The organism is Frigoribacterium sp. SL97 (assembly GCF_026625765.1).
In the GTDB taxonomy this organism is placed as follows: Bacteria; Actinomycetota; Actinomycetes; order Actinomycetales; family Microbacteriaceae; genus Frigoribacterium.
On sequence record NZ_CP113062.1, the window covers coordinates 3,030,567 to 3,053,949 of the forward strand.

Consider the following 23,383-nt stretch of genomic DNA (forward strand, 5'->3'; position numbering starts at 1 on the left):
GCCCCGGAGGCGCGACCAGCGCACCGGGGCTCTCCCACGTCTGAGGGTCGGTCGGGTCGTGCACCCGCAGACGCCTCAGCTGAGGGCGGCGGCCTGTCGCGCGATCTCGAGTTCTTCGTTCGTGGGGACGACGAGGACGGACACCCTCGACCCCTCGGGCGAGATGTACCGCGCCTCGCGGGACGCGAGTTCGTTGCGGTCGTCGTCGACGTGGATGCCGAAGAACTCCAGGCCCATGAGCGTCCGACGACGCAGCAGGGCGTTGTTCTCGCCGACCCCTGCCGTGAAGACGACGGCGTCGAGTCCCCCGAGCTGGGCGACGTAGGCACCGATGTAGTGCCGCAGGCGGTGCCGGTAGACGGCCAGCGCCGCCTCGGACACGGCGTCGCCCCGGGACGCGCTGTCCTGCACGTCGCGCATGTCGCCGCTGCCGGTGAGGCCGAGCAGCCCGCTGCCCTTGTTGAGCAACGTCTCGAGCTCGGCGAAGTCGAGTCCCGCCTCACGGTGGAGGTGGAACACGGCGGCGGGATCGATGTCGCCCGAGCGCGTGCCCATGACGAGCCCCTCGAGGGGCGTCATGCCCATGCTCGTGTCGATGGACCGTCCGCCGTCGATCGCGGCGGCCGACGCGCCGTTGCCGAGGTGCAGCACGATGGTCTTCAGCTCGGCCAAGGGGCGACCGAGGAACTCGGCGGTCTTCTCGCTCACGTACTTGTGCGACGTGCCGTGGAAGCCGAAGCGACGAACGTGGTGCTTCTTCGCCAGCTCGGCGTCGATCGCGTAGGTGTAGACGGCGGGGGCGAGCGTCTGGTGGAACGCCGTGTCGAAGACGGCGACGTGCGGGACGTCGGGGAAGGCCTCAGCGGCCGCGCGGATGCCCTGCAGGTTGGCCGGGTTGTGCAGCGGGGCGAGGGCCGACAGGCGGTCGATCGCCTTCTCGACGTCGGGCGTGACGACCGTCGCGCGGTCGAACTCCTCTCCGCCGTGGACGACGCGGTGGCCCACCGCGACCGGCGGGTACTCGGCGAAGGACGGGCCGTGCGCCTCGAAGGCGGTCAGCATCGCGGCGAAGCCGGCGGCGTGGTCGGCGATCGGCTGGGTGTCGTTGCGGGTCTCGTCGCCCGTGACCTCGTTGCGGTGACGGGTCGACCCGACGTCCTCGCCGATGCGCTCGACGAGACCGCTCGCGAGCGTGCGCTCGCCCTCGAGCTCGATCAGCTGGTACTTGAACGACGACGAGCCGGAGTTGACGACGAGGACGGTGCTCACGAGGAGGCTCCTTCGGTGCTGGTGACGGTGCCGGCGGCGGCTGCGGCCTGCGTGCCGGCCTGGATGGCCGTGATGGCGACGGTGTTGACGATGTCGCCGACGAGAGCCCCGCGGGACAGGTCGTTGATCGGCTTGCGGAGGCCCTGCAGGATGGGGCCGATCGCGACCGCACCCGCACTGCGCTGCACGGCCTTGTAGGTGTTGTTGCCCGTGTTGAGGTCGGGGAAGATGAACACCGTCGCCCGACCGGCGACCTCGGACTCCGGCATCTTGGCGGCGGCCACCGTCGGGTCGGCCGCGGCGTCGTACTGGATCGGCCCCTCGACGAGCAGGTCGGGTCGGCGTTCGCGGACGAGTACCGTGGCGGCGCGGACCTTCTCGACGTCCGCACCCGAGCCGCTGTCGCCCGTGCTGTAGCTCAACATGGCGACGCGGGGCTCGATGCCGAACTGCTGTGCGGTCTGCGCCGACGAGATCGCGATGTCGGCGAGTTGCTCGGCGGTCGGGTCGGGGATGACGGCGCAGTCGCCGTAGACCAGCACCCGGTCGGCGAGCGCCATGAGGAACACGCTCGACACGACGCCGACGTCGGGCAGCGTCTTGATGACCTCGAAGGCGGGCCGGATGGTGTGCGCCGTGGTGTGCTTGGCGCCCGACACCATGCCGTCTGCGAGGCCGAGCTTCACCATCATCGTGCCGAAGTACGAGACGTCGGTCACGGTGTCCATCGCCTGGGAGACCGCGATGCCCTTATGGGCCCGCAGCTTGGCGTACTCGGTCGCGAAGAGCACCTGCAGGCTGGGGTCGAACGGGTCGAGCACGCGGGCGGTGGCGAGGTCGAGACCGAGCTCGGCGCCCCGGGCGCGGATGGCCGTCTCGTCGCCGAGCAGCGTGATGGCGGCGACGCCGCGCTGCAACAGGGTGGATGCGGCCCGCAGCACCCGGTCGTCGTCGCCCTCGGGCATGACGATGTGCTTCTGGGCCCCCCGCGCCCGCTCGAGCAGCTGGTACTCGAACATCAGGGGCGTCACCACCCCGGACGGGCTGACCTGCAGGAGGCGCAACAGCTCGGCCCCGTCGACGTGCGTCTCGAAGAGGGCCAGGGCGAGGTCGTACTTGCGTGGCGAGTCGGCGGCGAGGCGCCCGCGGGTCTGCGTGATGGCGAGAGCCGTGTCGTAGGTGCCGGTGCTCGTGGTCGCGATCGGCAGCGGGCTGTCGAGCCCCTCGAGCAGGCGCTCGACCTGCGGGGCGAGGGCGAAACCGCCGTTGAGCACGATGCCGGCGAGCGACGGGAAGGTCTCGGAGGCGTGGGCGAGCACCGTCGCGACGAGCACGTCGGAGCGGTCACCCGGCACCACGACGACGGCACCCTCGGTGAGTCGCGGCAGCACGTTCTCCATCGACATGGCCGCCACGACGACGCCGAGCGCCTCTCGGTCGAGCAGGGCGTCGTCGCCGCGCAGCAGGGTCGCACCGGTGGCCTGCAGCACGGCGCGCATCGTCGGGGCGACGAGGACGCGGTCCTCCGGCAGCGTCCAGATCGGGACCCGCCCGGTGGGTGACGCCTCGAGGGCGTGGCCGATGCCGTCGACGACCTCGTCGAGGTGGTCGGGGTCGACCCGGTTGGCGACGACGGCCAGCAGGCTCGCGTGCTCGGAACGCAGCTCGGCGGTGGTCAGTTCGGCGACCTGGCGCATGTCGGCGCCCGAGCGCCGCGTCTGGCCGTCGGCGCTGCGGCCGCCGAGAACGAGCAGCACGGGCGCGCCGAGGTTGGCCGCGATGCGGGCGTTGTACGACAGCTCGGTGGGGCTGCCGACGTCGGTGTAGTCGGAACCGATCACCACGACCGCGTCGCACTGCCGCTCGACGGCGGCGAAGCGGCTCACGATGGTGGCGAGCGCGGCATCGGGATCGGCGTGCACCGCGTCGTAGCTGACGCCGACGCACTCGTCGTAGGCCAGGTCGACGCTGTCGTGCGACAGCAGGAGTTCGAGCACGTAGTCGCGCTCGTCGGTCGAGCGGGCGACGGGTCGGAACACCCCCACCCGGCCCACCTCGTGGCTGAGCGTGTCGAGCACGCCCAGGGCGATCGTGGACTTGCCCGTGTGGCCTTCGGCAGAGGTGATGTAGATGCGTGTCGACACGCTCGCCAGCCTACGGGCGGCAGCCTTCGAGCCGCCGGGGAAGCGTGCTGGCGGAGGCCGCGAGACACCTCCTAGGCTCGTCGGCATGCAGATCCGCACCGCGACCGAGACCGACCTGCCCGGCGTCCTCGAGATCCACGCCGACGCCGTGGCGCACTCCCGGGCCATCTGGACCGACGTCACGCCGACCCTCGAGGGTCGGCGCGAGTGGCTGACCAGCCATCAGGAGGCGCGGCGCAGCGCGATCGTCGCGGTGGACGGCGACGAGGTGCTCGGCTACGGCAGCTACGGGCCGTTCCATGCCAAGGACGGCTACCGGCACACCTGCGAGAACTCGGTCTACGTGCGTCCGGGGCAACAGGGCAAGGGACTCGGACGAGCGCTGATGGCCGAACTCGTCGAGCGGGCCACGCGGGACGAGCTGCACGTCATGGTGGCGCTGATCGAGGCGGGCAACGAGGCGTCGGTGCGGCTGCACGCGTCGCTCGGCTTCGAGGACGCCGGCGTGCTGCGCGAGGTCGGCACGAAGTTCGGCGAGTGGCTCGACCTCCGGTACATGATCCGCCGACTGGCCTGACCCGGGCGCGACGGGACCGACGAGGCACCGGGACGACGACGGGCGCCGCCTCCGAGGAGACGACGCCCGTCGTGGGTGGAGCGGTGGGGTCAGCGTCCGGTCGAGCCGTCCTGTCCGGTGTCGCCGGGCGTGTCGAGCCGACCGTCGACGGCCGGGTCGGGCGACACGACGTCGACCTGGAGCGGAGGCTCGGCGACGACGGCCGAGGCGGACGTCGCCCGGCTCGCCGGGGAACCGTCACGGCCACCCCGGACCCGGCGTCTGACCGCCTCCCAGGGGCGGGCGAGTCGTGTGCCACCGGCCTGGGTCGGGGCGTCGACCTCGAGACCGTAGTACGCGCCGACGTGCTCCAGGAGGACGTCGCGCTCGGCCTTGTCGTACGCACGACGTTCGCGGGTGAAGGCGATGATCGTCGACCAACAGGTCAACAGCAGCACGATGCTGAACGGCAGCGCCGTCGTGATCGCCGCGGTCTTCAGGGCGTCCAGACCGCCGGTCAGGAGGAGCGCGACGGCGAGCAGGGCGGCCACCAGGGCGAAGAACACCCGGAGCCAGTTCTTCGGCTCGATGTCGCCGCCCGACGCGATCATCGCCATGACGAGCGATCCGGAGTCGGACGAGGTGACGAAGAACACGCCGATGAGCAGGATCGCGCCGAAGGTCAGGACGGTCCCGGCGGGCAGGCCGCCGAGCAGGGCGAAGAGCGACCCCTCGACGTCGACCGAGCCGTCGGCTCCGACGAGGCCGCCCGAGCCGTCGGTCTGCTGGTGGATGGCCGCACCACCGAGGACGGCGAACCACAGGAAGGTGAGGGCGGTCGGGACGAGCAGCACGCCGAAGACGAACTGGCGGACCGTGCGGCCCTTCGAGATGCGGGCGATGAAGATGCCGACGAAGGGCGCCCACGACATCCACCACCCCCAGTAGAACGTGGTCCAGGCGCCCTGCCACTCCTCGCCGGCGGCGCCCTGCTGGGCGGTCACGTTGAAGGACAGGCCGACGACGTTCTGCAGGTAGGCGCCGATGGACTGCACGAAGTCGCGCAACAGGAACTGCGTGGGTCCGACGATCAGGATGAACAGCAGCAGGGCGGCCGCGAGGATGAGGTTGAAGTTCGAGAGGATCTTCATGCCCTTGGTCACACCGGTGACGAGCGACACGATGGTGACCGCCGTGATGACGGCGATGATCGCGATCTGGCTCACGATGCTGCTGTCGGCGATGCCCGCGGCCTCGAGGCCGGCGCCGATCTGGATGACGCCGAGCCCGAGCGAGGTCGCGACGCCGAACAGCGTGCCGACGAGGGCGATGACGTCGATCAGGTTGCCCCAGCCCCCGCGGACGCGGTTGCCGAGGAGGGGCTCGAGGGCCCAGCGGATGGAGACGGGACGACCCCTCCGGTGGATCGCGTAGGCGAGGGCGAGTCCGAGGACGACGTAGATGGCCCAGGCGTGCAGCCCCCAGTGGAGGAAGGTCTGGGTCAGGGCCTGCTGCGCGAGCTGGTCCTCGGTGCCGGTGACGCCCGGTCGTGGCGAGGCGAAGTGGCTGAGGGGCTCGGAGACGCCGTAGAAGACGAGGCCGATGCCCATGCCCGCGGCGAAGAGGAGCGCGAACCACGAGCCGGTCGAGAACTCGGGCTCGTCCTTGTCCTTGCCCAGCTTGATGCCACCGAACCTGCTGAACCCGAGGAACAGGCTGAAGCCGACGAAGAAGGCGGCGATCAGGACGTAGTACCAGCTGAAGTTGCGGACGATGCCGCTCTGCAGGCCAAGGAACAGCGCCTCGGCCGAGGCGGGCGCGATCAGGGTGTAGGCGACGAAGCCGAGGACGACGACGGCGGCTGGCCAGAAGACCCAGCGGCGCAGTTGAGGGGTGGTCGAGACGGTCTCCGTCAGGGAAGCGGGATGGTCGGCGGGGGGCCCGGAAGGGGGCGGAGTTGTCGTGGCCATGCCTCCATGGTGACGGTTGAGGGGCCCGCCGTCCCAATCACGACGCCGTCCGGGTCACCGATCCTGGTGACGGTAGTACCGGTTGCGGGGTCGCAGGACGGCCGTCGCGAGGACGGCGGCGAGCACCGACGCGACGAGGATGGCCACCTTGGCGTCGTCGTCGTGAGCGCTGCCGAGCCCGTAGCTCAGTTCGGCGACGAGCAGGGACACGGTGAAGCCGATGCCCCCGAGGAGGGCGACGCCGGTGAGGTCCACCCACTTGATGCTCCGGTCGAGTTCTGCCCGGGTGATCCTGGTCGTGATCCAGGTCGTCGCGAGGATGCCGACGGGTTTGCCGAGGACGAGGGCGGCGATGATGCCGATCGTGACCGGACTGGAGAGAGCCGTCCTCAGGCCGTCGAGGCCACCGAAGGCGACCCCTGCGGAGAAGAACGCGAACACGGGGACGGCGAAACCGGTGGAGATCGGCCGGAAGCGGTGCTCGAAGACCTCGGAGAGCCCCGGTCCCGCATCCGGGCCGCCACTGGCCTGGCTCCGGATGACGGGGACGGCGAAACCGAGGAGGACGCCGGCGACGGTGGCGTGGACCCCGGAGGCGTGGATGAGCCCCCACACCAGGACGGCGACCGGAAGGAGGATGAACCAGTTCGCGGCGGGGTGCAGGCCGAAGAACCGTCGGAACCTCTGGGTCAGGAACACGTACGCCGCGAGCGGCACGATGGCGAGTGCCAACGGGACGACCTCGATCGCGCTGGTGTAGACGAACGCGATGATGCCGATGGCGATGAGGTCGTCCACGACGGCGAGGGTCAGCAGGAAGATGCGCAGCGCGCTGGGCAACCTCGAGCCCACGATGGCGAGGACCGCGACGGCGAAGGCGATGTCGGTCGCGGTGGGGATGGCCCACCCCCGCACCGCCTCCGGGTCGGAGGCGTTGACGGCGGCGAAGATCAGGGCGGGGACGAGGACTCCGCCGAACGCGGCGGCCACCGGCACGATCGCCTTGCTGACCTTCCGCAGCTCTCCGGCGACGAACTCCCGCTTGAGCTCCAGCCCGACGAGGAAGAAGAAGATCGCCAGGAGCCCGTCCGCGGCCCACTCCCCCACGCTCAGGTGCAGCCCGAGACCCTCCGGGCCGAACTCGAAGTCCCGGAGCGCGAAGTACGCCCCCGAGAGCGGTGAGTTCGCCCACACGACCGCCAGGACGGCGGCGACGACGAGGACGACCCCGCCCACGGTCTCCTTCCGGAGGATCTCGCCGAGGCGGGTGGACTCCGAGGTCGTCTCTTCGGCGAAGAGTCCGGGAGCGACGGCGGGAGGCGGGGAAGAGGGCAGGTCGTCGTGGGGCATCGTCGTCCTGTCTTACCAGACGACGCCGGGGCGGGCACGGGTCGAGGTGACGGCGACCGTCACGCCCGTGTCAGAGCCGGGGCGAACGTCGCCGCGACGACGGTGACGTCGTCGGCCTGCTCGTCGTCGCCGACCAGCTCGGCGACCTTCTGCACGATGTCGCTCGGGTCACCGGACGAGATGAGCAGCAGTTGGAACTGGCTGAAGGCGTGCAGTTCGTCCGGGAAGAGATCGAGGACCCCGTCGCTGATGCAGACGATCGTGTCGCCTGGGTGCAGCTGGTCGGCGTACGACGTCCAGCGGTCCCCGAGGCCGATGGGGAGGTCGGACGACTGCAGCCGCTCCACGAGACCGGTGGCGCGCCGGATGAGCGCCAGCCCGTGTCCGCCGTCGGCCCAACGGATCTCGCCCGACGGCGTGATGCGGGCGTGGAAGCACGTGGTGAACTGGACGTCGCCGTCACCGCTCGCGAGGCCCGTCGTCGCACGACGCAGGGCCACGGCGGGGTCGAGATCGTCCGACGAACTGCGGATGACGGAACGCACGGCGGCGGCGATCATCCCCGCTCCGACGCCTTTGCCCATGACGTCCCCCACGGTCAGGGCGATGCCGTCCGGGGTGGGATACCAGTCGTAGAAGTCGCCCCCGACGGCGCGGGCGGGGATGCACCTCCCCCGGACGGCGAACATCTCGGGAAGGAGGCTCGTCTTCGGTGGCAGGAGCGACTGCTGGATGGTCGCGGCCCGGTCGAGCTCCCGTTCGACCGCGTGCTGCTGCGCTCGGGACAGCTCCACCTTGCGGCTCGCCTGCCGGGCGAGCTCGTTGATGGCGAGGCCGATGGTGGCGTAGATGGCCAGGGAGAAGGCGATGCGGATGAACTCGCTGGGCGCGCGTCCGCTCGGCTCGATCACGAACGGCAGCATGAAGGTGACCGCCGATCCGATCAGCAGCCACACGATGCTGAGCCGCCCCGGCCACACGGCGATCCAGACGATCGGCAGCAGGATGATGGGGATGAAGACGGACCCGCTGTCACCCGTTCCGTAGCGGAGCAGGCCCACCGCGACGAAGTCGGCGGCGGGGATGACGATCTCCCAGGTGAGCAGGCGGGGACGCCGGGAGACCACCGAGGCGAAGACGACGCCGCAGAACGCGGCGAAGACGCCGGCCCACATGCTCGGTGCATCGCTGACGGGCAACCACGGGATGAGCGTGCTCACGACCGCGGCGAGCAACACGAAGAGGAAGACGAAGCCCTGCTTGAGCAGGGCGACGTGACGTCGCGAGCCGGCCGACATGACCCGCGCGAGGAGGCCGGAGTCGCCCCAGACGCTGGGGCGCAGGGTGTCGTTGCCCAACTGACTGACGCTCATGACCCAAGGCTAGGGCGACCGGGCCTCCATCGGGGAGAAGGCGATGCCCCAGAACGTGGGGCGAGGACGAGAAACGGCCCCTCCCGGGGAGGGAAGAGCCGTCTCGATGCGGAGGATAGGGGATTCGAACCCCTGAGGGCTTGCACCCAACACGCTTTCCAAGCGTGCGCCATAGGCCACTAGGCGAATCCTCCAGGGCGGGCACACGGTGAACCGGCGCACGACCGAGACCAGCGTACCGGACTCCGCGGGGCCCGGGGGACGCCCCCGTGTCGCTGCTGACCTTGAGGCTCCCTCATGGCTACCGTCGGGGCATGACCGACTCGCACCGCCCCTCCTCGGAGCACCTCGACGCCGCCCTGCCGCCGCGGGCCCGCGCCGTCGTCGCCGCCCTCCGTGCCGCCGGTGCCGAGGGCGAGGTCCGCGAGTTCGACGAGTCGACGCACACGGCCGCACAGGCCGCCGCCGCCCTCGGCTGCGAGGTGGGCGCCATCGCCAGCAGCCTGGTGTTCCACACCGGCGGGGAGGCCCTGCTCGTGCTCACCAGCGGCGCCCACCGGGTCGACACCGACCTGGTGGCGTCGACGCTCGGCCGGGGCCCGATCATGCGGGCGAACGCCGACCAGGTGAAGCGCGCGACCGGCCAGGTCATCGGCGGCGTGGCCCCGGTCGGCCACCCCCGCCCGGTGCGGACGCTCGTCGACACCGCGCTCGAGACCCACGACGTGCTCTGGGCGAGCGCCGGCACCGCGAACACCGTTTTCGCCACGACGTTCGCCGAGCTGGTGCGCGTGACCGGGGGCACCCCGGCGCGCGTCGCCTCCGACGACCTCTGAGACCGGCCCCCTCGGTCGTCGACGTCGGCGGCCACCCGTAGCATTTCCCCATGCCGCCCCTCACGTCCGCCCGCGTCGACGCCTGGCTCTGGGCCGTCCGGCTCTACAAGACCCGCTCGGCCGCCAACGCCGCCTGCCGGGCCGGTCACGTGCGGGTGAACGGCGAGCGCGTCAAGGCCGCCCAGGCCGTCCGTCCCGGCGACGAGGTCCGGGCGCGCATCGCAGGCTTCGAGCGGATCGTCGTCGTCAAGACCTGCCTCGTGAAGCGCGTCGGTGCTCCGGCCGCGGCCGAGGCGATGACCGACCTCACTCCCCCGCCACCGCCGCGCGAAGAGGTCGCCGCCGTACCGGTCCGCGACCGAGGCGCGGGCCGCCCGACCAAGCGCGACCGTCGCGAGATCGAGCGCCTCCGGGACCGCGCAGAGAGCTGACACTCGCTCGACTCCCCCGATCGCGGGCTCCCCGCACTGGGGTGGGACGCCCCGGTATCTGTGCGAACGCATCGTCTACGCTGAGGGCACGGCGCTGCCCCGACAGCAGCAGCCTCGGGTCGGGGGACTCGGGGTCACGCCGACCCCAGGGGGACGACATGAACACGACCGACGCGGCGATGCCGACCGAGCGGGGCACCGTCACGGTGCGGCCACGGCGCGAACTCGCCCGGAGCGCCACGCTCACCGGCGTCTTCAGCCTGTCACCCGTGCTGATCGCGGTGCTGTGGCTGACCCTGCCGAGCGGTCACCAGAGCGGCGTGCTGGCCGTCACCTGCGGCGTCGTGGTCATGGGACTGCTCATGTACTGGCGCTACCGCCTCTCGTACGCGGCCGTCACGCGCAGCGAGTTCGTCAAGCGGGGGTGGTTGCCCGGCTTCGTCCGGCTGCGGCGCGACGAGGTCGACTCCCTCGTGCTCGTCCGCACCTACCGGGACCACTCGACCGAGACCGTCACGCAGCTGCTCGCCCTCGACGACGAGGGGCGACGCCTGTTCCGGATGCGGGGCACGTACTGGTCGGAGGCGTCCGTACACGCCGTCGTCGACGCACTCGGCATCCCGACGACCGTCCTGCCCCGGGCCCTCACCCGCCGCGAGTTCTTCGCGGCCTACCCCGACAGCCCCTACTGGTACGAGAGCCGCCCGTGGATCGGGGTCACCATCGCCTGCGGCCTGTTCGCCCTGGCGACCGGCACGCTCGTGGTGCTCTTCCAGGCGTTCGGCAACCCCGCCTGAGGACGTGCCCGCGGGCCCGGGCCTGCACCGCCTCGGGCTGCACCGACTCGGGGGCTGCACCGACTCGGGGCTGCACCGACTCGGGGCTCAGCGGCGACGCAGCGTGCCGAAGATGCCCTTGACGACCTCGCGCACGACCGCCTTGCCGGCACTCGACCCGAGGACCTCGCCGAGCAACCCGCCGGTCGATCCGGACCCCGACGAACGGGACCCCGAGGAGGCGCGGGTCGTCGTCCCGCGCCCGGCACGCGCCTTCGCGGCCGCCCGCTCGGCTCGCTCGAACTCCTTCTGCTGACGTTCGTACTCGGCCTGGGCGGCCCTCCGCTCGCGCTCGGCGGCGGTGACCGCCCGGGCGTCCGCCTTCTCGCGGGCCGCGGCCTCCTTCAGCTGGGCGTCGATCGTCGCCTGACGTGCCGCGGCGTCGGTCCGTTCGCGCTGGTCGAGCGCGGCGGCCTCGAGCTTGCGGGCGAGGATCTCCCGGGCCGAGTCGCGGTCGATCGACGCCCCGTAGGCGGCGGTCAACGGCGACGCCGCGACCGCCGCGGTCATGACGTCGGCCGGGGTCGGCGACATCGAACCGCGCGGGGCACGGAGGCGCGTCCACGCGACCGGGCTGGGAGCCCCCTTCTCGTTCATGACCGTCACCACCGCCTCCCCGGTGGCGAGGCCGGTGAGCACCGCGGCGAGGTCGTAGTCGCTCGTCGGGTACGTCGACACCGTCGCCCGCAGGGCCTTCGCGTCGTCGGGCGTGAAGGCGCGGAGCTGGTGCTGGACGCGCGAGCCGAGCTGGGCGAGCACCTCGCCCGGGACGTCCTTCGGGGTCTGGGTGACGAAGACGATGCCCACGCCCTTGGACCGGATGAGCCGGACGGTCTGCGTGATCTGCGCCAGGAACTCCTTCGAGGCGTCGGCGAACAGCAGGTGCGCCTCGTCGAAGAAGAAGACGAGCTTCGGCTTGTCGAGGTCGCCCACCTCGGGCAGGTCGTTGTAGAGGTCGGCGAGCAGCCACATCAGGAAGGTCGAGAACAGCGCCGGCTGGTCGTGCACGCCGGGCACCTCGAGCAGGCTGACGACGCCACGACCGTCCTCGGCCGTGCGGAGGAACTCGGCGGTGTCGATCTCGGGCTCGCCGAAGAACGCGTCGGCCCCCCGGTCGGCGAACGTGATCAGCTCGCGGAGGATCACCCCGACGGTCTGTCTGCTCAGCCCGCCCAGCCCCTCGAGCTCGCGCTTGCCCTCGTCGCTCGTCAGCCAGGTCAGCACGGCCCGCAGGTCGGACAGGTCGAGCAGCGGCAGCCCGGCCTGCGCGGCGTAGTGGAACACCAGGCCGAGGCTGCTCTCCTGCGTGTCGTTGAGGCCGAGCACCTTGCTGAGCAGCAGCGACCCGAAACCGCTGACCGTCGCGCGGACCGGCACGCCGGTGCCCTTGCCGCCCAGGGCGAAGTACTCGGTCGGTGCCGCCTGCGGCGACCAGTCCTGGCCGATCCCCCGCGTGCGGGCCAGCAGCTTCTCGTTCGCCTCGCCCGGCGTCGCGATGCCCGACAGGTCGCCCTTGACGTCGGCCGCGAACACCGGGACCCCGGCCGCCGAGAGCTGCTCGGCGAGCACCTGCAGGGTCCTGGTCTTGCCCGTGCCGGTCGCACCGGCCACGAGCCCGTGCCGGTTGAGCATCGCGAGCGGGATGCGCACGGGCACGTCGACCCGGGCATCGCCGTTCACGAGGGCGCCGAGCTCGAGGGCGGGACCGTCGAAACCGTAGCCCGCGCGGACGAGGTCGACCGCCGACTCGTCGAGCGGCCCGCCGGGCGGGACGGGCAGGCCGTCGACCGGGGTGCCGGCGACCGGCTCGGGTTCGGTCAGCCCGGCGTCCGCCGCGGCGTCGGCGACGTCCGCCTCGGCCGCGAGCCGCTCGGCCCGCGCGAGTGCCGCCTCCGCGTCCTGCTTCGCCTTCTCGGCGGCGGCGACCGCTGCGGCGGCCTCCGCCCTGGCCTGCTCGAGCGCGTCCGTCATGCGGCCAGCCTAGGCACCCTGCGCACCGCGGTCCGGGCGAGTTCGGCCACACCGGGCGACGCCGCACGCCGGCCTCGTCCGGACCCGCCCGTGATCGACCGCGCGAGCGGCGCCGAGAGCGCCCCGGTCGTCGACCCCGCGAGCGGCACCGTCAGGCGTGGCGCCCCTGCCAGATCCAGCCGCGACCCCGCACGTGCTCCTGCTCGTCGAGCAGCCGGTGCGCGACCGGGGCCCAGAGGACGACCGCGACCCCGGCACCGATCAGCAGCCCGCCGATCGTGTCGGTCAGCCAGTGCGCCCCGAGGTAGGTGCGGCTGAGCAGCATCAGCACCGTGTAGGCCGCGCCTGCGACCCACACCCAGACGCGTCGCAGGATCACCCCGAGCACGACGGCCAGCGTCGCGGCGTTGGACGTGTGGCCCGAGGGGAACGAGCCGTAGTCGCTCACCACGAGGATGTCCTCGGGACGGGCCCGGCCGAACGTGTGCTTGACGACCTGGACCACGCCCGCGCTGAGCGCGCAGGCGGCGATCCAGTAGAGCGCGGCCCAGGGGCGACGGCGCAGCAGGAAGAGCGCGGCGACGCCCAGCGGGACGACGAAGACGCCGACCACGCCCGCGCCGATCGAGTTGAAGATCAACGAGGGGACGTCCCAGAACGGGCTGCGGTGCTCGACCAGTTCGCCCATGAACCGCTCGTCGACGCCGATCACCCCCGCCCGGGCCGTGATCACGACGCCGAGCAGCAGCACGACGCCGATGGCGCCGAGCGCGCTGAACACCCACCAGCGGCGCTGCACGCGGCGGGCCACCCGTTCTTCGGACGGCGAGGCGGGCTTCGGGGCGAGCGGGTCGGTGCGCATCCCCAGACGGTACCGGGAGGCGCGGGTCGGCGACCGGGAGGCGCGGATCGGCGACCGGGAGGCGCCGGTCGTCGACGCTCGACGACGGACGACCGGGAGGCGCGGGTCAGCGACCCAGCGCCGGCACCGTCCGCGGGCGCACCAGCAGCCACAGGCTCGCGATGGCCACGCACGAGGTGGCGACCATGACACTGCCCATCGGCACGGCGGACCCGATGCCGAGAAACCCGACCACCGGCGAGATGAGCCCCGCCAGGCCGAAGTTCAGCGCGCCGAGCAACGACGCCGCCGTCCCTGCCTCCTTGCCGTGGTTGGCGAGCCCGAGCACCTGGACCTGCGGGAACGAGAAGCCGCAGGCCGCGATGAAGAACCACAGCGGCACGAGGATGCCCACGAGCCCGGCACCGAGCGAGTCGAGCACGACGATCGACGCGGCGGCGAGCAGCAGGACGATCGTCGAGCAGGCGAGGATCCACTGCGGCCCGACCCGCCGGGCCAGCCGCGAGCTGATCTGGACGCCGGCGACGATCCCGAGCGAGTTGATCGCGAACAGGTAGCCGTACTGCTGGGCGTTCAGGCCGTAGACCTCCTGGAAGAGGAACGACGAGGCCGAGAGGTACGAGAACAGACCCGAGAAGACCATCGCCCCGATCAGGGCGACGCCGACGAAGATCCGGTCGCTGAAGAGCACCTTGTAGCGCTGCCCGAGGGTCGTGTGCCCGGCCTCGTGCCGCCGGGCGGGCGGCAGGGTCTCGACGATCAGGAAGATCGCGGCGATGATCACGAACGCGCCGTAGGCCACGAGGAACACGAAGATGCCGCGCCAGCTGGTGAAGGCCAGCAGCTGCGAGCCGATGACGGGCGCGACGATGGGGGCGAGCCCGTTCACCAGGGCGAGACGCGACAGCATGCGCACGAGCGGCAGCCCACCGAACAGGTCGCGCACCGTCGCCATGGCGACGACGCCCCCGGCGGCGGCACCCATGCCCTGCAGCACCCGGAAGACGGCGAGCAGCTCGATGGTCGGCGCGCTGGCGGCGCCGATGCTGGCGAGGATGTGCACGGCGGTCGCGACGATCAGCGGCGTGCGACGGCCGACCTTGTCGCTCCACGGCCCGACCAGCAGCTGCCCCACCCCGAAGCCGATCGTCGTCGCCGTCAGCGTCAGCTGGATGACGCCGCTGTCGACGGAGAAGTCCCGGCTGAGTTCGGGGAACGCCGGCAGGTAGAGGTCGATCGTGAACGGCCCGAGCGCGGTGAGCGCGCCGAGCACGACGACGTAGACGAGCCGCTGGCGGCGGGTCAGGGAGTCACCCGGGTGGACGACGGTGGTCACGAGGCAGGTCCTGTCTGGGGGGTCGCGGAGGGGCGGTCACGGAGGGAGGGCACGGGGCGGTCACGGATCGGGGCACGCGAGGAGGCGCGGCCACGACGACGAGGCCGGCTCGCGGCTCGAATCGATGCGACCGGGCCGTCGCGCACGACCACCACGAGATCGCAGGGGGTGGGAGGAGGGAGGGGAACGGCGTCGCTGCACGACACCCGTCGGTTCTCAGCCTAACCCTGCCGTGCACCCCCGCGACAGACCTTCCGCCTCGGCGGCTCGCGCCGTGCCGTGTCGGCGCGTCGGCCCGGTCTAGGCTCGACCTGGCCTCGGACGCGATCGTCCCGTCCGAGCACCCGAGGAGGAACGTCCATGGTCGACGCGCGCATCGTCCAGACCACGAAGGCACTGCACGCCGCCGTCGTCGAGCTCGCCTCGACCCGGCCCGTGTCGAGCATCTCGGTCGCCGACGTCACCCGGGCCGCGGGCATCAACCGCGCCACGTTCTACAGCCACGCGACCTCGCCCGGCAGCCTGCTCACCGCGGTGCTCACCCCCGAGCTCGACGCGATCCGTGACGAGGACCACGCGCTGCGGCTCGACGGCCGGGCCGACGGCCCCGACGCGACGCGGCGTGCGATGGAGAAGGTCGTCGACCACGTCGTGCGGTACCGCGAGATCTACCGTCTCGCCCTGCCCGACCCGCTCGACGCGTCGATCCACCAGGCGCTGGCCCGCCACTTCGAGGAGTCGAGCGTGCAGCACCTCGCCGGCCTGCCCGCCGGCAGCCTCCCCGAGGGGCTCGCGGTGCACATCGCCGCCGGCCACCTGGCACACGGGCTCGTGGGAGCCGTCGAGGCCTGGCTCGGCGGCAAGCGGACGAGCCGCCGCGCCCTGCTCGACACCATGAACCTCATGCTGCCCACCTGGTGGGGTTGACCCGCAGCGCTCCCCGTTCCGACGGCTCGGCGGGCCGCCCAGCCGCCTAGGAGGCGCGCAGCAGTCCCGGCCCCACGCGCAGCACCCCGTCGGTGAGCGGTTCGCATCGCACTCCCCCGCGGCCCCGGAGCGCGCGGAAGGCCCCCGCGCCGAACACCACGTCCATCCACGCGCACGGGTTCGCCGCCCGGTTCGCGCGGAACGACACCGGGCCGTCGCCCGTGTCGAGGTCGAACTCGCGACCCACGAGGGCGTCGACGTCGATGCCGCGCACGACCACGTTGCGACGCGTCAGGGCGGCGTCGAGCACCGTGCCCTCAGGCAGACCGAGCTCGCGGGCCAGGTGCCCGAGCTGCTCGGCGGCGAAGAGGGTGACCGAGGCCCCGCGGTGCGCCGGGGCGTTGAAGTAGCGGTCGCCCACGATGCCGAGGTAGGCGCGCACGGTGACGGCGTCGTGCGACTCGGGGCCCGTGGTCGGGGCCGGGGCCGGGCCGTCGGCGGGGCGGCCGACGTAGCGGGACCGGGGCGAGGCGAGCAGCAGTTCGACCCTCACGGGAGAGGCGCCCGAGACGGGCAGCCGATCGTCCGGTCCTCGGGGCACGGGCCGAGCTTAGCCATCCGGCACCGCGGGACACCCCGTCAACGGTGAGACGCGCGAGGATGGGTCCTCGTGTCGTCCTCCGGTCCTCACAAATGTGGACTGGACCCCGCCACTCCTCAGGGCCAATGTGATGCCTGTGCAGAGTTGCACGACGGGCAACGACCCGGACACAGAGAAGAGACACCCATGAACAATCCCTCGATCGGTCGGACCGGCGCGATGAAGATCCTGATCACGATGGTCACCGCCATCGCCCTCCTCTTCGCGGGAACGGTGGCGTCACCGCAGGCCGCTCACGCCGACGTCGCGGGCAAGTACACCTGGGTCTGCATCGCGTCGAACGGCTCGAGCAACACGCTTCGCTCGGGTGCCGCCCTGAGCACCTGCAAGGGCTCGTACCTGAAGGGGTACATCAGCGGCAAGCAGGTCATCTCGATCGAAATGACGGGCAGCGGCAAGGTGGCGACGAACAACTTCACCCCGGAATGCATCGTCGCGACCTTCGGTGGCGTCATGAAGATCATCTCGACCGGTGGGGTCGGACTCCTCGTGTCCGTCAACAACGCCGCGTCGAAGCAGAAGGGCGCCTGTCACGCGTGATTCGCGGGCGGACCTGATCCACGCCTGAATCGGACCGGCCGGACTCTCGAACGAGGGTCCGGCCGGTTCTGTCCGTGCGTGTACACGCACACCCAAGTCGGCGGATCGATCAGGGTAGACTCGTCTGTCCGATTACGCTCACATGTCGACGAGACGGTACCAGCGGGGCACTCCGGATGCTTGCCTGTAATCGGCCTCGCAAAGCCGCGAGGTCGTGACGAAAGAGAGGCAGCATCATGAACACCTCTGTGAACACCACGAAAAGGAAGACCTTCGCCAAGGTCGCGACGACGATGGCAGCCGCCGCCGCACTGGTGGTCGGCGGTTCGACTGCGGCCCAGGCCGACCCCGCGGGCCAGTACTACTACGTCTGCGTCCAACCCGACGGCTCGAGCCTGACCTTGCCGGCCGGCACGTCCCTGCAGACCTGCCGAGGATCGTACTTGCAGAAGTACCTCGACGGAAAGCTGATCAGCTCGGCGAACCTGGCCGCACCGGGTCAGGTGGCCGACCCCAACGCCATCACGATCGACTGCGCGATCGGTCTGGCAGGCACGGCGATCGCCGTGTACACGACGGCCGGGGCCGTCGCCTACGTCGGTCTCGCGCTCGGCGGGCTCGGGACCTATCGCGCCTGCACCGCTTGACGGCTGGAACGTCAAGAGCCGGTCACCCCTGATGGGGTGACCGGCTCCGTTCGTCCGTCGGCCGACGCGAAGACACCGTCGACGGTAGAGGGCGGGTTACTTGGTGAGCGGCTCGAGCGTCGTGTCGTTGGCGTACGCCTCGGCGGCGTTGTCCTTGGTCACGATCTGCGGGGGCAGCAGGTAGGCCGGGACGACCTTGCTGCCGTTGTCGTACGACTTGTCGTCGTTCGTCTCGGCCTTGTCGCCCTTGCTGAGCGAGCTGACCATCGCGACGGCCTGCTTCACGAGGTTGCGGGTGTCCTTGTTGATGGTGGAGTACTGCTCGCCGGCCATGATCGACTTGACCGACTCGACCTCGGAGTCCTGACCGGTGACGACCGGGATGTCCTTGCCGGCCTGCTTCACCGAGGTGATGATGGCGCGGGCCAGGGTGTCGTTCGGGCTGAGGACGCCGTCGAGCTCGGTGGAGCCGTAGGTGCTGGTGAGCAGCGAGTCCATGCGGCGCTGGGCGTTCTCGGGCTTCCAGCCGTCGGTCGCCGTCTGCTTGATGTCGGTCTGACCCGAGGCGACGACGAGGGTGCCGTCGTCGATCTTGGGCTGCAGGACGCTCATCGCACCGTCGAAGAAGACCTTCGAGTTGGCGTCGTCGGACGAGCCGGAGAACAGCTCGATGTTGTAGGGCCCCTCGGCCTTCTTGGCGGCCATGCCGTCGAGCAGGGCCTGGCCCTGGAGCTCGCCGACCTTGAAGTTGTCGTACGCCACGTAGTAGTCGACGTCGTCGGTGTTGAGGATGAGACGGTCGTAGGCGATGACCACGGCGCCGGCGTCGTGGGCCGCCTTGACCTGCGTCCCGAGCTGACCGCCGTCGGCGGCACCGATGACGATGACCTTGGCGCCCTTGGTGACCATCGACTGGACGATCTCCTGCTGGTTCGCCACAGGGGCGGACGCGGCAGCGTACTGGACGTCGGGTTTGAATCCGGCGTCGGTGATGTCCTGGGTGAAGAGGTCGCCGGCGAGGACCCAGTTCTCGCTGGTCTTGGCGGGCAGGGCCACGCCGACGAGGGAGCCGGACTCGAAACCGGTCGCCGCGTCTCCCGAACCCGCGTCGGTGCGGGTCGAGTTCGAGCAGCCGCTCAGGATCAGCGTCGTTGCTGCGGCGACCGCGAGGGTCGTCAGCGCGAGTTTGCGCATGCTGTGTCTACTTTCTCGTTGTGAGGGGTGGTGCCGTGTGGTCGCCCGCGGTGCGGACTCCCGGTGGAGGCGCGCCCGGCCGTCGATGGACGGGCGCGCGGGTGGTGGGTCTAGTTGGGCGTGGTGGCCTTGGGTCGCTGCACGTCCGAGATGTCGCCGTTCGGGGTGAGGGCGGGCTCGGTCGTCTCGGCGTCGCGGCCGACACCGCTCTGGGTGCCCGAGGGCAGGTCGGAGGCGGCGATGCCGTTTTTGTCGCGACGCAGGCCCCGGGTGAGGAAACCGGTGATCGAGGGCCGACCCTGGCTCTTGTTGTAGACGTCGACGGCGACGGCGATGAGCAGGACGAGGCCCTTGATCATCTGGACCTTGTCGGACTCGACCCCGAGCAGCTGCAGCCCATTGTTGAGGACGGCGATGACGAATCCACCGACGATCGATCCGGTCACCGTTCCGATGCCGCCGGCGACCGCCGCACCACCGATGAATACGGAGGCGATGGCATCGAGCTCCCAGCTCACCCCGTCCTGGGGGCCGGAGGCACCGGCCCGAGCGACGTAGATCATGCCTGCCAGCGCGGCCAGCACGGACATGTTCATCATGACGAAGAAGTTGATGCGCTTCGCCTTGACGCCCGAGAGCTCGGCGGCGTGCGAGTTGCCACCCACCGCGTAGATGTGCCGACCGAAGATCGTGTTCTGCGTGACGAAACCGTAGACCAGGACGAGTACGCCGAGGATGATGCCCGACACGGGGAACGAGGTGCCGACGCGTCCGCCACCGAAGAGCGTCGCGGCGTAGGCGATGATCCCCACGAGCACGACCAGCTTTACGAGACTGACCCAGAGAGGGGCCCGTTCGGAACCCATCTTCTGCTGGATGCGGCGCAGGCGGAACTCGTTGTAGACCACGGCGACGATGATCACCAGGCCGAGCAGCAGGGTCGCGTTGTTGTAGCCGGTGTTCGGACCGAACTCGGGCAGGTAGCCCGCGCCGATGACCGTGAAGGCCTCGGGCACCGGCAGGGTCGTGGCGTCGCCGACGAACTGGTTAGCACCACGGAACAAGAGCATGCCAGCGAGGGTCACGATGAACGCGGGGACACCCACGTACGCGACCCAGAAGCCGTGCCAGGCCCCGATGGCGGCCCCGACCACGAGGCCGAAGACGATGGCGAGCGGCCATGGGAAGTTCCAGTTGCTCATGGCGGTGGCGACCATGATGCCGACGAAGGCGGCGACCGAACCGACCGAGAGGTCGATGTGCCCGGCGACGATCACCATCACCATGCCGATGGCGAGGATCAGGATGTACGAGTACTGGCTCACGAGGGCGATCAGGTTCGGCGGGTCGAGCGTCAGGCCACCGGTCAACACTTGGAAGAACACGATCGCCACGACGAGCGTCGCGATCATGCCGAACTGGCGCGCGTTCGACGTGTTGCCGCCGAACACCTTCTTCAGGTCTTTGATGCCACTCATGCGGCTTGCTCCTTCTTCTTCGAGGTCATGGTTCGCATGAGCGTCTCGGCGTCGGCCTCGGAGGCCTCGATCTCGTTCGTGACGGAACCCTCGAAGATCGTGTAGATGCGATCGGAGAGCCCCAGCAGCTCGGGCAGTTCGGACGAGATGACGATCACGCCTTTGCCCTGGGCCGCGAGCTGGTTGATGATGTTGTAGATCTCGAACTTGGCGCCCACGTCGATGCCTCGCGTGGGCTCGTCGAGGATGAGCAGGTCGGGGTCGGTGAACATCCACTTCGCCAGGACGACCTTCTGCTGGTTGCCGCCGGAGAGCTTGGCGACCCCCTCGTCGACCGTGGGGGTCTTGACGCGCAGGCTCTTGCGGTAGTCCTCGGCGATCGAGTGCTCTTCGTAGGTGTTGACCACGGAGGCCTTCGAGATCTTGGTCAGCTTGGCCGCGACCGTCGAGCGCTTGATGTCGTCGAGCAGGTTGAGCCCCAGCACCTTCCGGTCTTCGGAGACGTAGGCCAGGCCGTTGTCGATCGCGTCCGAGACGTTCTTGATCTCGATCTTCCGGCCGTCCTTGACGATCTCGCCCGAGACGAACTGACCGTACGAGCGACCGAAGATGCTCATCGCGAGTTCGGTGCGACCGGCGCCCATCAGGCCGGCCAGGCCGACGATCTCGCCCTTGCGCACGGTGATGGACGAGCCCTTGCAGACGAAGCGTTCGGCCGTCTGCGGGTGGCGCACCCACCAGTCCTTGACCTCGAAGAAGACCTCTCCGATCTTCGGGGTGCGGTCGGGGAATCGGCTGGCCAGGTTGCGGCCGACCATGCCGCGGATGATGCGGTCCTCGTTGACGCCGTCCTCTTTCACGTCGAGCGTCTCGATGGTCTTGCCGTCACGGATGATCGTGATGGAGTCGGCGATGGCCTCGATCTCGTTGAGCTTGTGGCTGATCATGATCGACGAGATGCCGCGACCCTTGAGGCCGCGGATGAGGTCGAGCAGGTGCTGCGAGTCGGCCTCGTTGAGGGCCGCGGTCGGCTCGTCGAGGATCAGCAGCTTGACGTTCTTGTTCAGCGCCTTGGCGATCTCGACGAGCTGCTGCTTGCCGACGCCGAGGTTCTTGATGGCGGTGTCGGGGTCGTCCTTGAGGCCGACGCGGGCGAGCAGGTCGATGGCCTTCGTCTTCGCCGCGCGCCAGTCGATGGCCCCGAAGCGGGTCGGCTCGTTGCCGAGGAAGATGTTCTCGGTGATCGAGAGCTCGGGGATCAGCGCCAGCTCCTGGTGGATGATGACGATGCCCTGCGACTCGCTCGAGCGGATGTCGCGGAACCGCATCTCGGCACCCTGGTAGACGATGTCGCCCGTGTAGGTGCCGAACGGGTAGACACCCGAGAGGACCTTCATCAGCGTCGACTTGCCGGCGCCGTTCTCGCCGCAGATCGCGTGCACCTCACCGGCGCGGACCTGCATCGACACGTCGTCGAGCGCCTTGACGCCCGGGAACTCCTTCGTGATGGAGCGCATCTCGAGGATGACGGGAGAGTCAACGCCCATGCGGGGCACCCCCGGGGATGTGGCTGCTCGCGAGCTGTTCGCTCTGCGTCACGGCACTGGGCACGTCGTCCTCGACCTTCGACCTCGTCGTCGTCCGCCGGTGATGTGCACCGACGGGCATCCTGTGATTCGTCGCCGCCGTGCCGGGCCGTCCGTCGAGCCTGGCGAAGGGGCCGGACCCGCCGAATGTGACCGTTCACACTGCGACTGGAGCAAAGCTAATCCCGAGAGGGGGTGCTGTCAAATGCCGATGCCGATCCGTTATCGAACGCGGGCCGACCGACGCGCGCCGCGCCTCCTGACGGCTCGTCCCGCCGTGCCGTGACGGGCCGTCAGAGGAACCAGGGGCGCGAGGTCGACCCGCGCACCACCAGTTCCGGAGGGATCAAGGTGCGATCGACGACCGTGCCGCCCTCGAGCTCGGCCACGACGAGTTCGACGGCGCGTCGGCCGATCAGGGCGAAGTCCTGACGCACGGTCGTGAGCGGCGGCCACAGGTGCGGTGCGGTCGGCGAGTCGTCGAAGCCGACGACGCTGACCTCGCGGGGCACGTCGACGTCGGCCTCGCGGAAGGCGTGCAGCAGCCCCACGGCCATCAGGTCGTTGGCCGAGAACACGGCGGTGAAGTCGCGGCGACGCAGCAGCTCCTGCCCGGCCGTGTAGCCGAAGTCGGCCGTCAGGTCGCCGAGGATGGGCGGCTCGATCGACAACTCGGCCTCGCCCATCTCGAAGAGGAAGCCCTGCATCCGCTCGTCGGCCTCGATCCAGTCCTGGGGTCCGGCGACGTGCACGATGTGCCGGTGACCGAGGTCGATCAGGTGCCGGGTGGCGAGGCGCGCCCCTTCGAACTGGTCGACCGAGAGGCTGTGCGCCCGGGCCCGCTGCGTCGAGTCGAGCGCGACGATGGGGACGTCGAGGTCGAGCTCGTCGATGACGTCGAAGAACTTGCGTTGCGGGGCGATGACGATGATCGCCTCGACCGCCTGGTTGGTGAGCAGCTGCAGGCTCGCCCGGACGTCGTCCGACACCGTCGTCGTGCTCGCGATGCTCAGCCGGTAGCCGGCCGTCCGGGCCGCGACCTCGATGGCGTTGACGATCGTCTGCGGACCGAAGTGGACGTTCTGCAGGGTGAGCACGCCGATGGCCTTCGACCGGCTGGTGACCAGCGCCCGCGCGGCCTGGTTCGGTCGGTAGCCGATCTCGTCGATGACGTCGAGCACCTTCTGCCGCGTGCTCGGCCGGATGCTGGGACTGTCGTTGAGCACACGCGAGACGGTCTGGTACGAGACACCTGCGAGAGCGGCCACGTCGCGGATGTTGGGAGCACGCACCTTGTCGATGTCAGGCTTCACCGTCGCTCCGTCGCTCTGTGACCGGGCGATGTGACCGTACACATCGTCGTCCGGAGACCATTATGCATTCCCCGGAGGTCGCCGACGTCCCGGACGGGGGTCA

The 23,383-nt window shown here is 70.4% G+C and carries 20 protein-coding genes and 1 tRNA gene; 7 read left to right on the plus strand and 14 right to left on the minus strand.

The annotated features are described in order from the left end of the window. Positions 1–75 precede the first annotated feature (75 nt). Positions 76–1,269, minus strand: a complete 1,194-nt coding sequence (locus OVA02_RS14755; protein ID WP_267658739.1) for an acetate/propionate family kinase — start codon at positions 1,267–1,269, stop codon at positions 76–78. Then, positions 1,266–3,413: a phosphate acetyltransferase gene (gene pta / locus OVA02_RS14760; RefSeq protein ID WP_056046482.1), complete on the minus strand. Its 2,148-nt coding sequence runs from the start codon at positions 3,411–3,413 to the stop codon at positions 1,266–1,268. Before pta ends, OVA02_RS14755 begins: the two co-directional genes overlap by 4 nt. A gap of 85 nt (positions 3,414–3,498) precedes the next feature. Between pta and OVA02_RS14765 the strand changes: the two genes are divergently transcribed. Continuing rightward, positions 3,499–3,990 carry a GNAT family N-acetyltransferase gene (locus OVA02_RS14765; protein WP_159826141.1) on the plus strand — a complete coding sequence of 164 codons (492 nt, stop codon included), beginning with the start codon at positions 3,499–3,501 and terminating at the stop codon, positions 3,988–3,990. Between the two features lie 89 nt (positions 3,991–4,079). Here the strand turns inward: OVA02_RS14765 and OVA02_RS14770 are convergent, their stop codons facing one another. From OVA02_RS14770 to OVA02_RS14785, 4 genes are all read right to left on the minus strand, one after another. Next, positions 4,080–5,939 (minus strand): BCCT family transporter, encoded by a 1,860-nt coding sequence (locus OVA02_RS14770; RefSeq protein WP_267658740.1) that lies wholly within the window; start codon positions 5,937–5,939, stop codon positions 4,080–4,082. Positions 5,940–5,993: 54 nt separating this feature from the next. Beyond that, the gene (gene nhaA / locus OVA02_RS14775) at positions 5,994–7,289 is read right to left on the minus strand and encodes a Na+/H+ antiporter NhaA (RefSeq protein ID WP_267658741.1); all 1,296 of its coding nucleotides are present in this window, start codon (positions 7,287–7,289) and stop codon (positions 5,994–5,996) included. Positions 7,290–7,348: 59 nt separating this feature from the next. Further along, complete coding sequence (locus OVA02_RS14780; protein ID WP_123570498.1) at positions 7,349–8,662, minus strand: PP2C family protein-serine/threonine phosphatase; 1,314 nt, start codon at positions 8,660–8,662, stop codon at positions 7,349–7,351. A gap of 109 nt (positions 8,663–8,771) precedes the next feature. Then, positions 8,772–8,856: transfer RNA gene (locus OVA02_RS14785), tRNA-Ser, on the minus strand. A 120-nt stretch (positions 8,857–8,976) separates the two neighbouring features. Here OVA02_RS14785 and OVA02_RS14790 point away from each other — a divergent pair. The 3 genes from OVA02_RS14790 (at position 8,977) to OVA02_RS14800 (ending at position 10,726) form a co-directional block, all read left to right on the plus strand. Then, positions 8,977–9,498 (plus strand): YbaK/EbsC family protein, encoded by a 522-nt coding sequence (locus OVA02_RS14790; protein ID WP_192124619.1) that lies wholly within the window; start codon positions 8,977–8,979, stop codon positions 9,496–9,498. A 50-nt stretch (positions 9,499–9,548) separates the two neighbouring features. After that, positions 9,549–9,929, plus strand: a complete 381-nt coding sequence (locus tag OVA02_RS14795; RefSeq protein WP_056046493.1) for an RNA-binding S4 domain-containing protein — start codon at positions 9,549–9,551, stop codon at positions 9,927–9,929. 158 nt (positions 9,930–10,087) lie between these two features. Next, positions 10,088–10,726: a hypothetical protein gene (locus OVA02_RS14800; RefSeq protein WP_173151297.1), complete on the plus strand. Its 639-nt coding sequence runs from the start codon at positions 10,088–10,090 to the stop codon at positions 10,724–10,726. Between the two features lie 87 nt (positions 10,727–10,813). Here OVA02_RS14800 and OVA02_RS14805 read toward each other — a convergent pair whose 3' ends face one another. The 3 genes from OVA02_RS14805 to OVA02_RS14815 all read right to left on the minus strand — a co-directional run bounded on the left by OVA02_RS14805 (position 10,814) and on the right by OVA02_RS14815 (position 14,934). Next, positions 10,814–12,736, minus strand: coding sequence for a helicase HerA-like domain-containing protein (locus tag OVA02_RS14805; RefSeq protein ID WP_192124617.1), 1,923 nt, complete (start codon positions 12,734–12,736; stop codon positions 10,814–10,816). Positions 12,737–12,887: 151 nt separating this feature from the next. Continuing rightward, on the minus strand, positions 12,888–13,598 hold the full coding sequence (locus OVA02_RS14810; RefSeq protein WP_192124615.1) for a phosphatase PAP2 family protein: 711 nt from the start codon (positions 13,596–13,598) through the stop codon (positions 12,888–12,890). A 106-nt stretch (positions 13,599–13,704) separates the two neighbouring features. Continuing rightward, entirely contained in the window at positions 13,705–14,934 is a 1,230-nt protein-coding gene (locus OVA02_RS14815; protein WP_056046500.1) for a multidrug effflux MFS transporter, read from the minus strand. A 360-nt stretch (positions 14,935–15,294) separates the two neighbouring features. Here OVA02_RS14815 and OVA02_RS14820 point away from each other — a divergent pair, with 360 nt between their 5' ends. After that, positions 15,295–15,861: a TetR/AcrR family transcriptional regulator gene (locus tag OVA02_RS14820; protein ID WP_043592905.1), complete on the plus strand. Its 567-nt coding sequence runs from the start codon at positions 15,295–15,297 to the stop codon at positions 15,859–15,861. Between the two features lie 46 nt (positions 15,862–15,907). Here OVA02_RS14820 and OVA02_RS14825 read toward each other — a convergent pair whose 3' ends face one another. Continuing rightward, positions 15,908–16,462 carry an MOSC domain-containing protein gene (locus tag OVA02_RS14825; protein ID WP_267658742.1) on the minus strand — a complete coding sequence of 185 codons (555 nt, stop codon included), beginning with the start codon at positions 16,460–16,462 and terminating at the stop codon, positions 15,908–15,910. A gap of 186 nt (positions 16,463–16,648) precedes the next feature. On the opposite strand from OVA02_RS14825, the gene OVA02_RS14830 reads away from it, so the two are divergent. Further along, positions 16,649–17,062 (plus strand): hypothetical protein, encoded by a 414-nt coding sequence (locus tag OVA02_RS14830; RefSeq protein ID WP_192124613.1) that lies wholly within the window; start codon positions 16,649–16,651, stop codon positions 17,060–17,062. Positions 17,063–17,298: 236 nt separating this feature from the next. Further along, positions 17,299–17,709 carry a hypothetical protein gene (locus OVA02_RS14835; RefSeq protein ID WP_192124611.1) on the plus strand — a complete coding sequence of 137 codons (411 nt, stop codon included), beginning with the start codon at positions 17,299–17,301 and terminating at the stop codon, positions 17,707–17,709. A gap of 96 nt (positions 17,710–17,805) precedes the next feature. On the opposite strand, the gene OVA02_RS14840 is transcribed toward OVA02_RS14835, so the two are convergent. The 4 genes from OVA02_RS14840 to OVA02_RS14855 form a co-directional block, all read right to left on the minus strand. Beyond that, entirely contained in the window at positions 17,806–18,903 is a 1,098-nt protein-coding gene (locus OVA02_RS14840) for a sugar-binding protein (RefSeq protein ID WP_192124609.1), read from the minus strand. A gap of 110 nt (positions 18,904–19,013) precedes the next feature. Continuing rightward, positions 19,014–20,372 (minus strand): multiple monosaccharide ABC transporter permease, encoded by a 1,359-nt coding sequence (gene mmsB / locus OVA02_RS14845; RefSeq protein ID WP_420709660.1) that lies wholly within the window; start codon positions 20,370–20,372, stop codon positions 19,014–19,016. Positions 20,373–20,377: 5 nt separating this feature from the next. After that, entirely contained in the window at positions 20,378–21,928 is a 1,551-nt protein-coding gene (gene mmsA / locus OVA02_RS14850) for a multiple monosaccharide ABC transporter ATP-binding protein (RefSeq protein ID WP_056046505.1), read from the minus strand. A 332-nt stretch (positions 21,929–22,260) separates the two neighbouring features. Then, positions 22,261–23,280 carry a LacI family DNA-binding transcriptional regulator gene (locus OVA02_RS14855; RefSeq protein WP_233568360.1) on the minus strand — a complete coding sequence of 340 codons (1,020 nt, stop codon included), beginning with the start codon at positions 23,278–23,280 and terminating at the stop codon, positions 22,261–22,263. Positions 23,281–23,383: the final 103 nt, after the last annotated feature.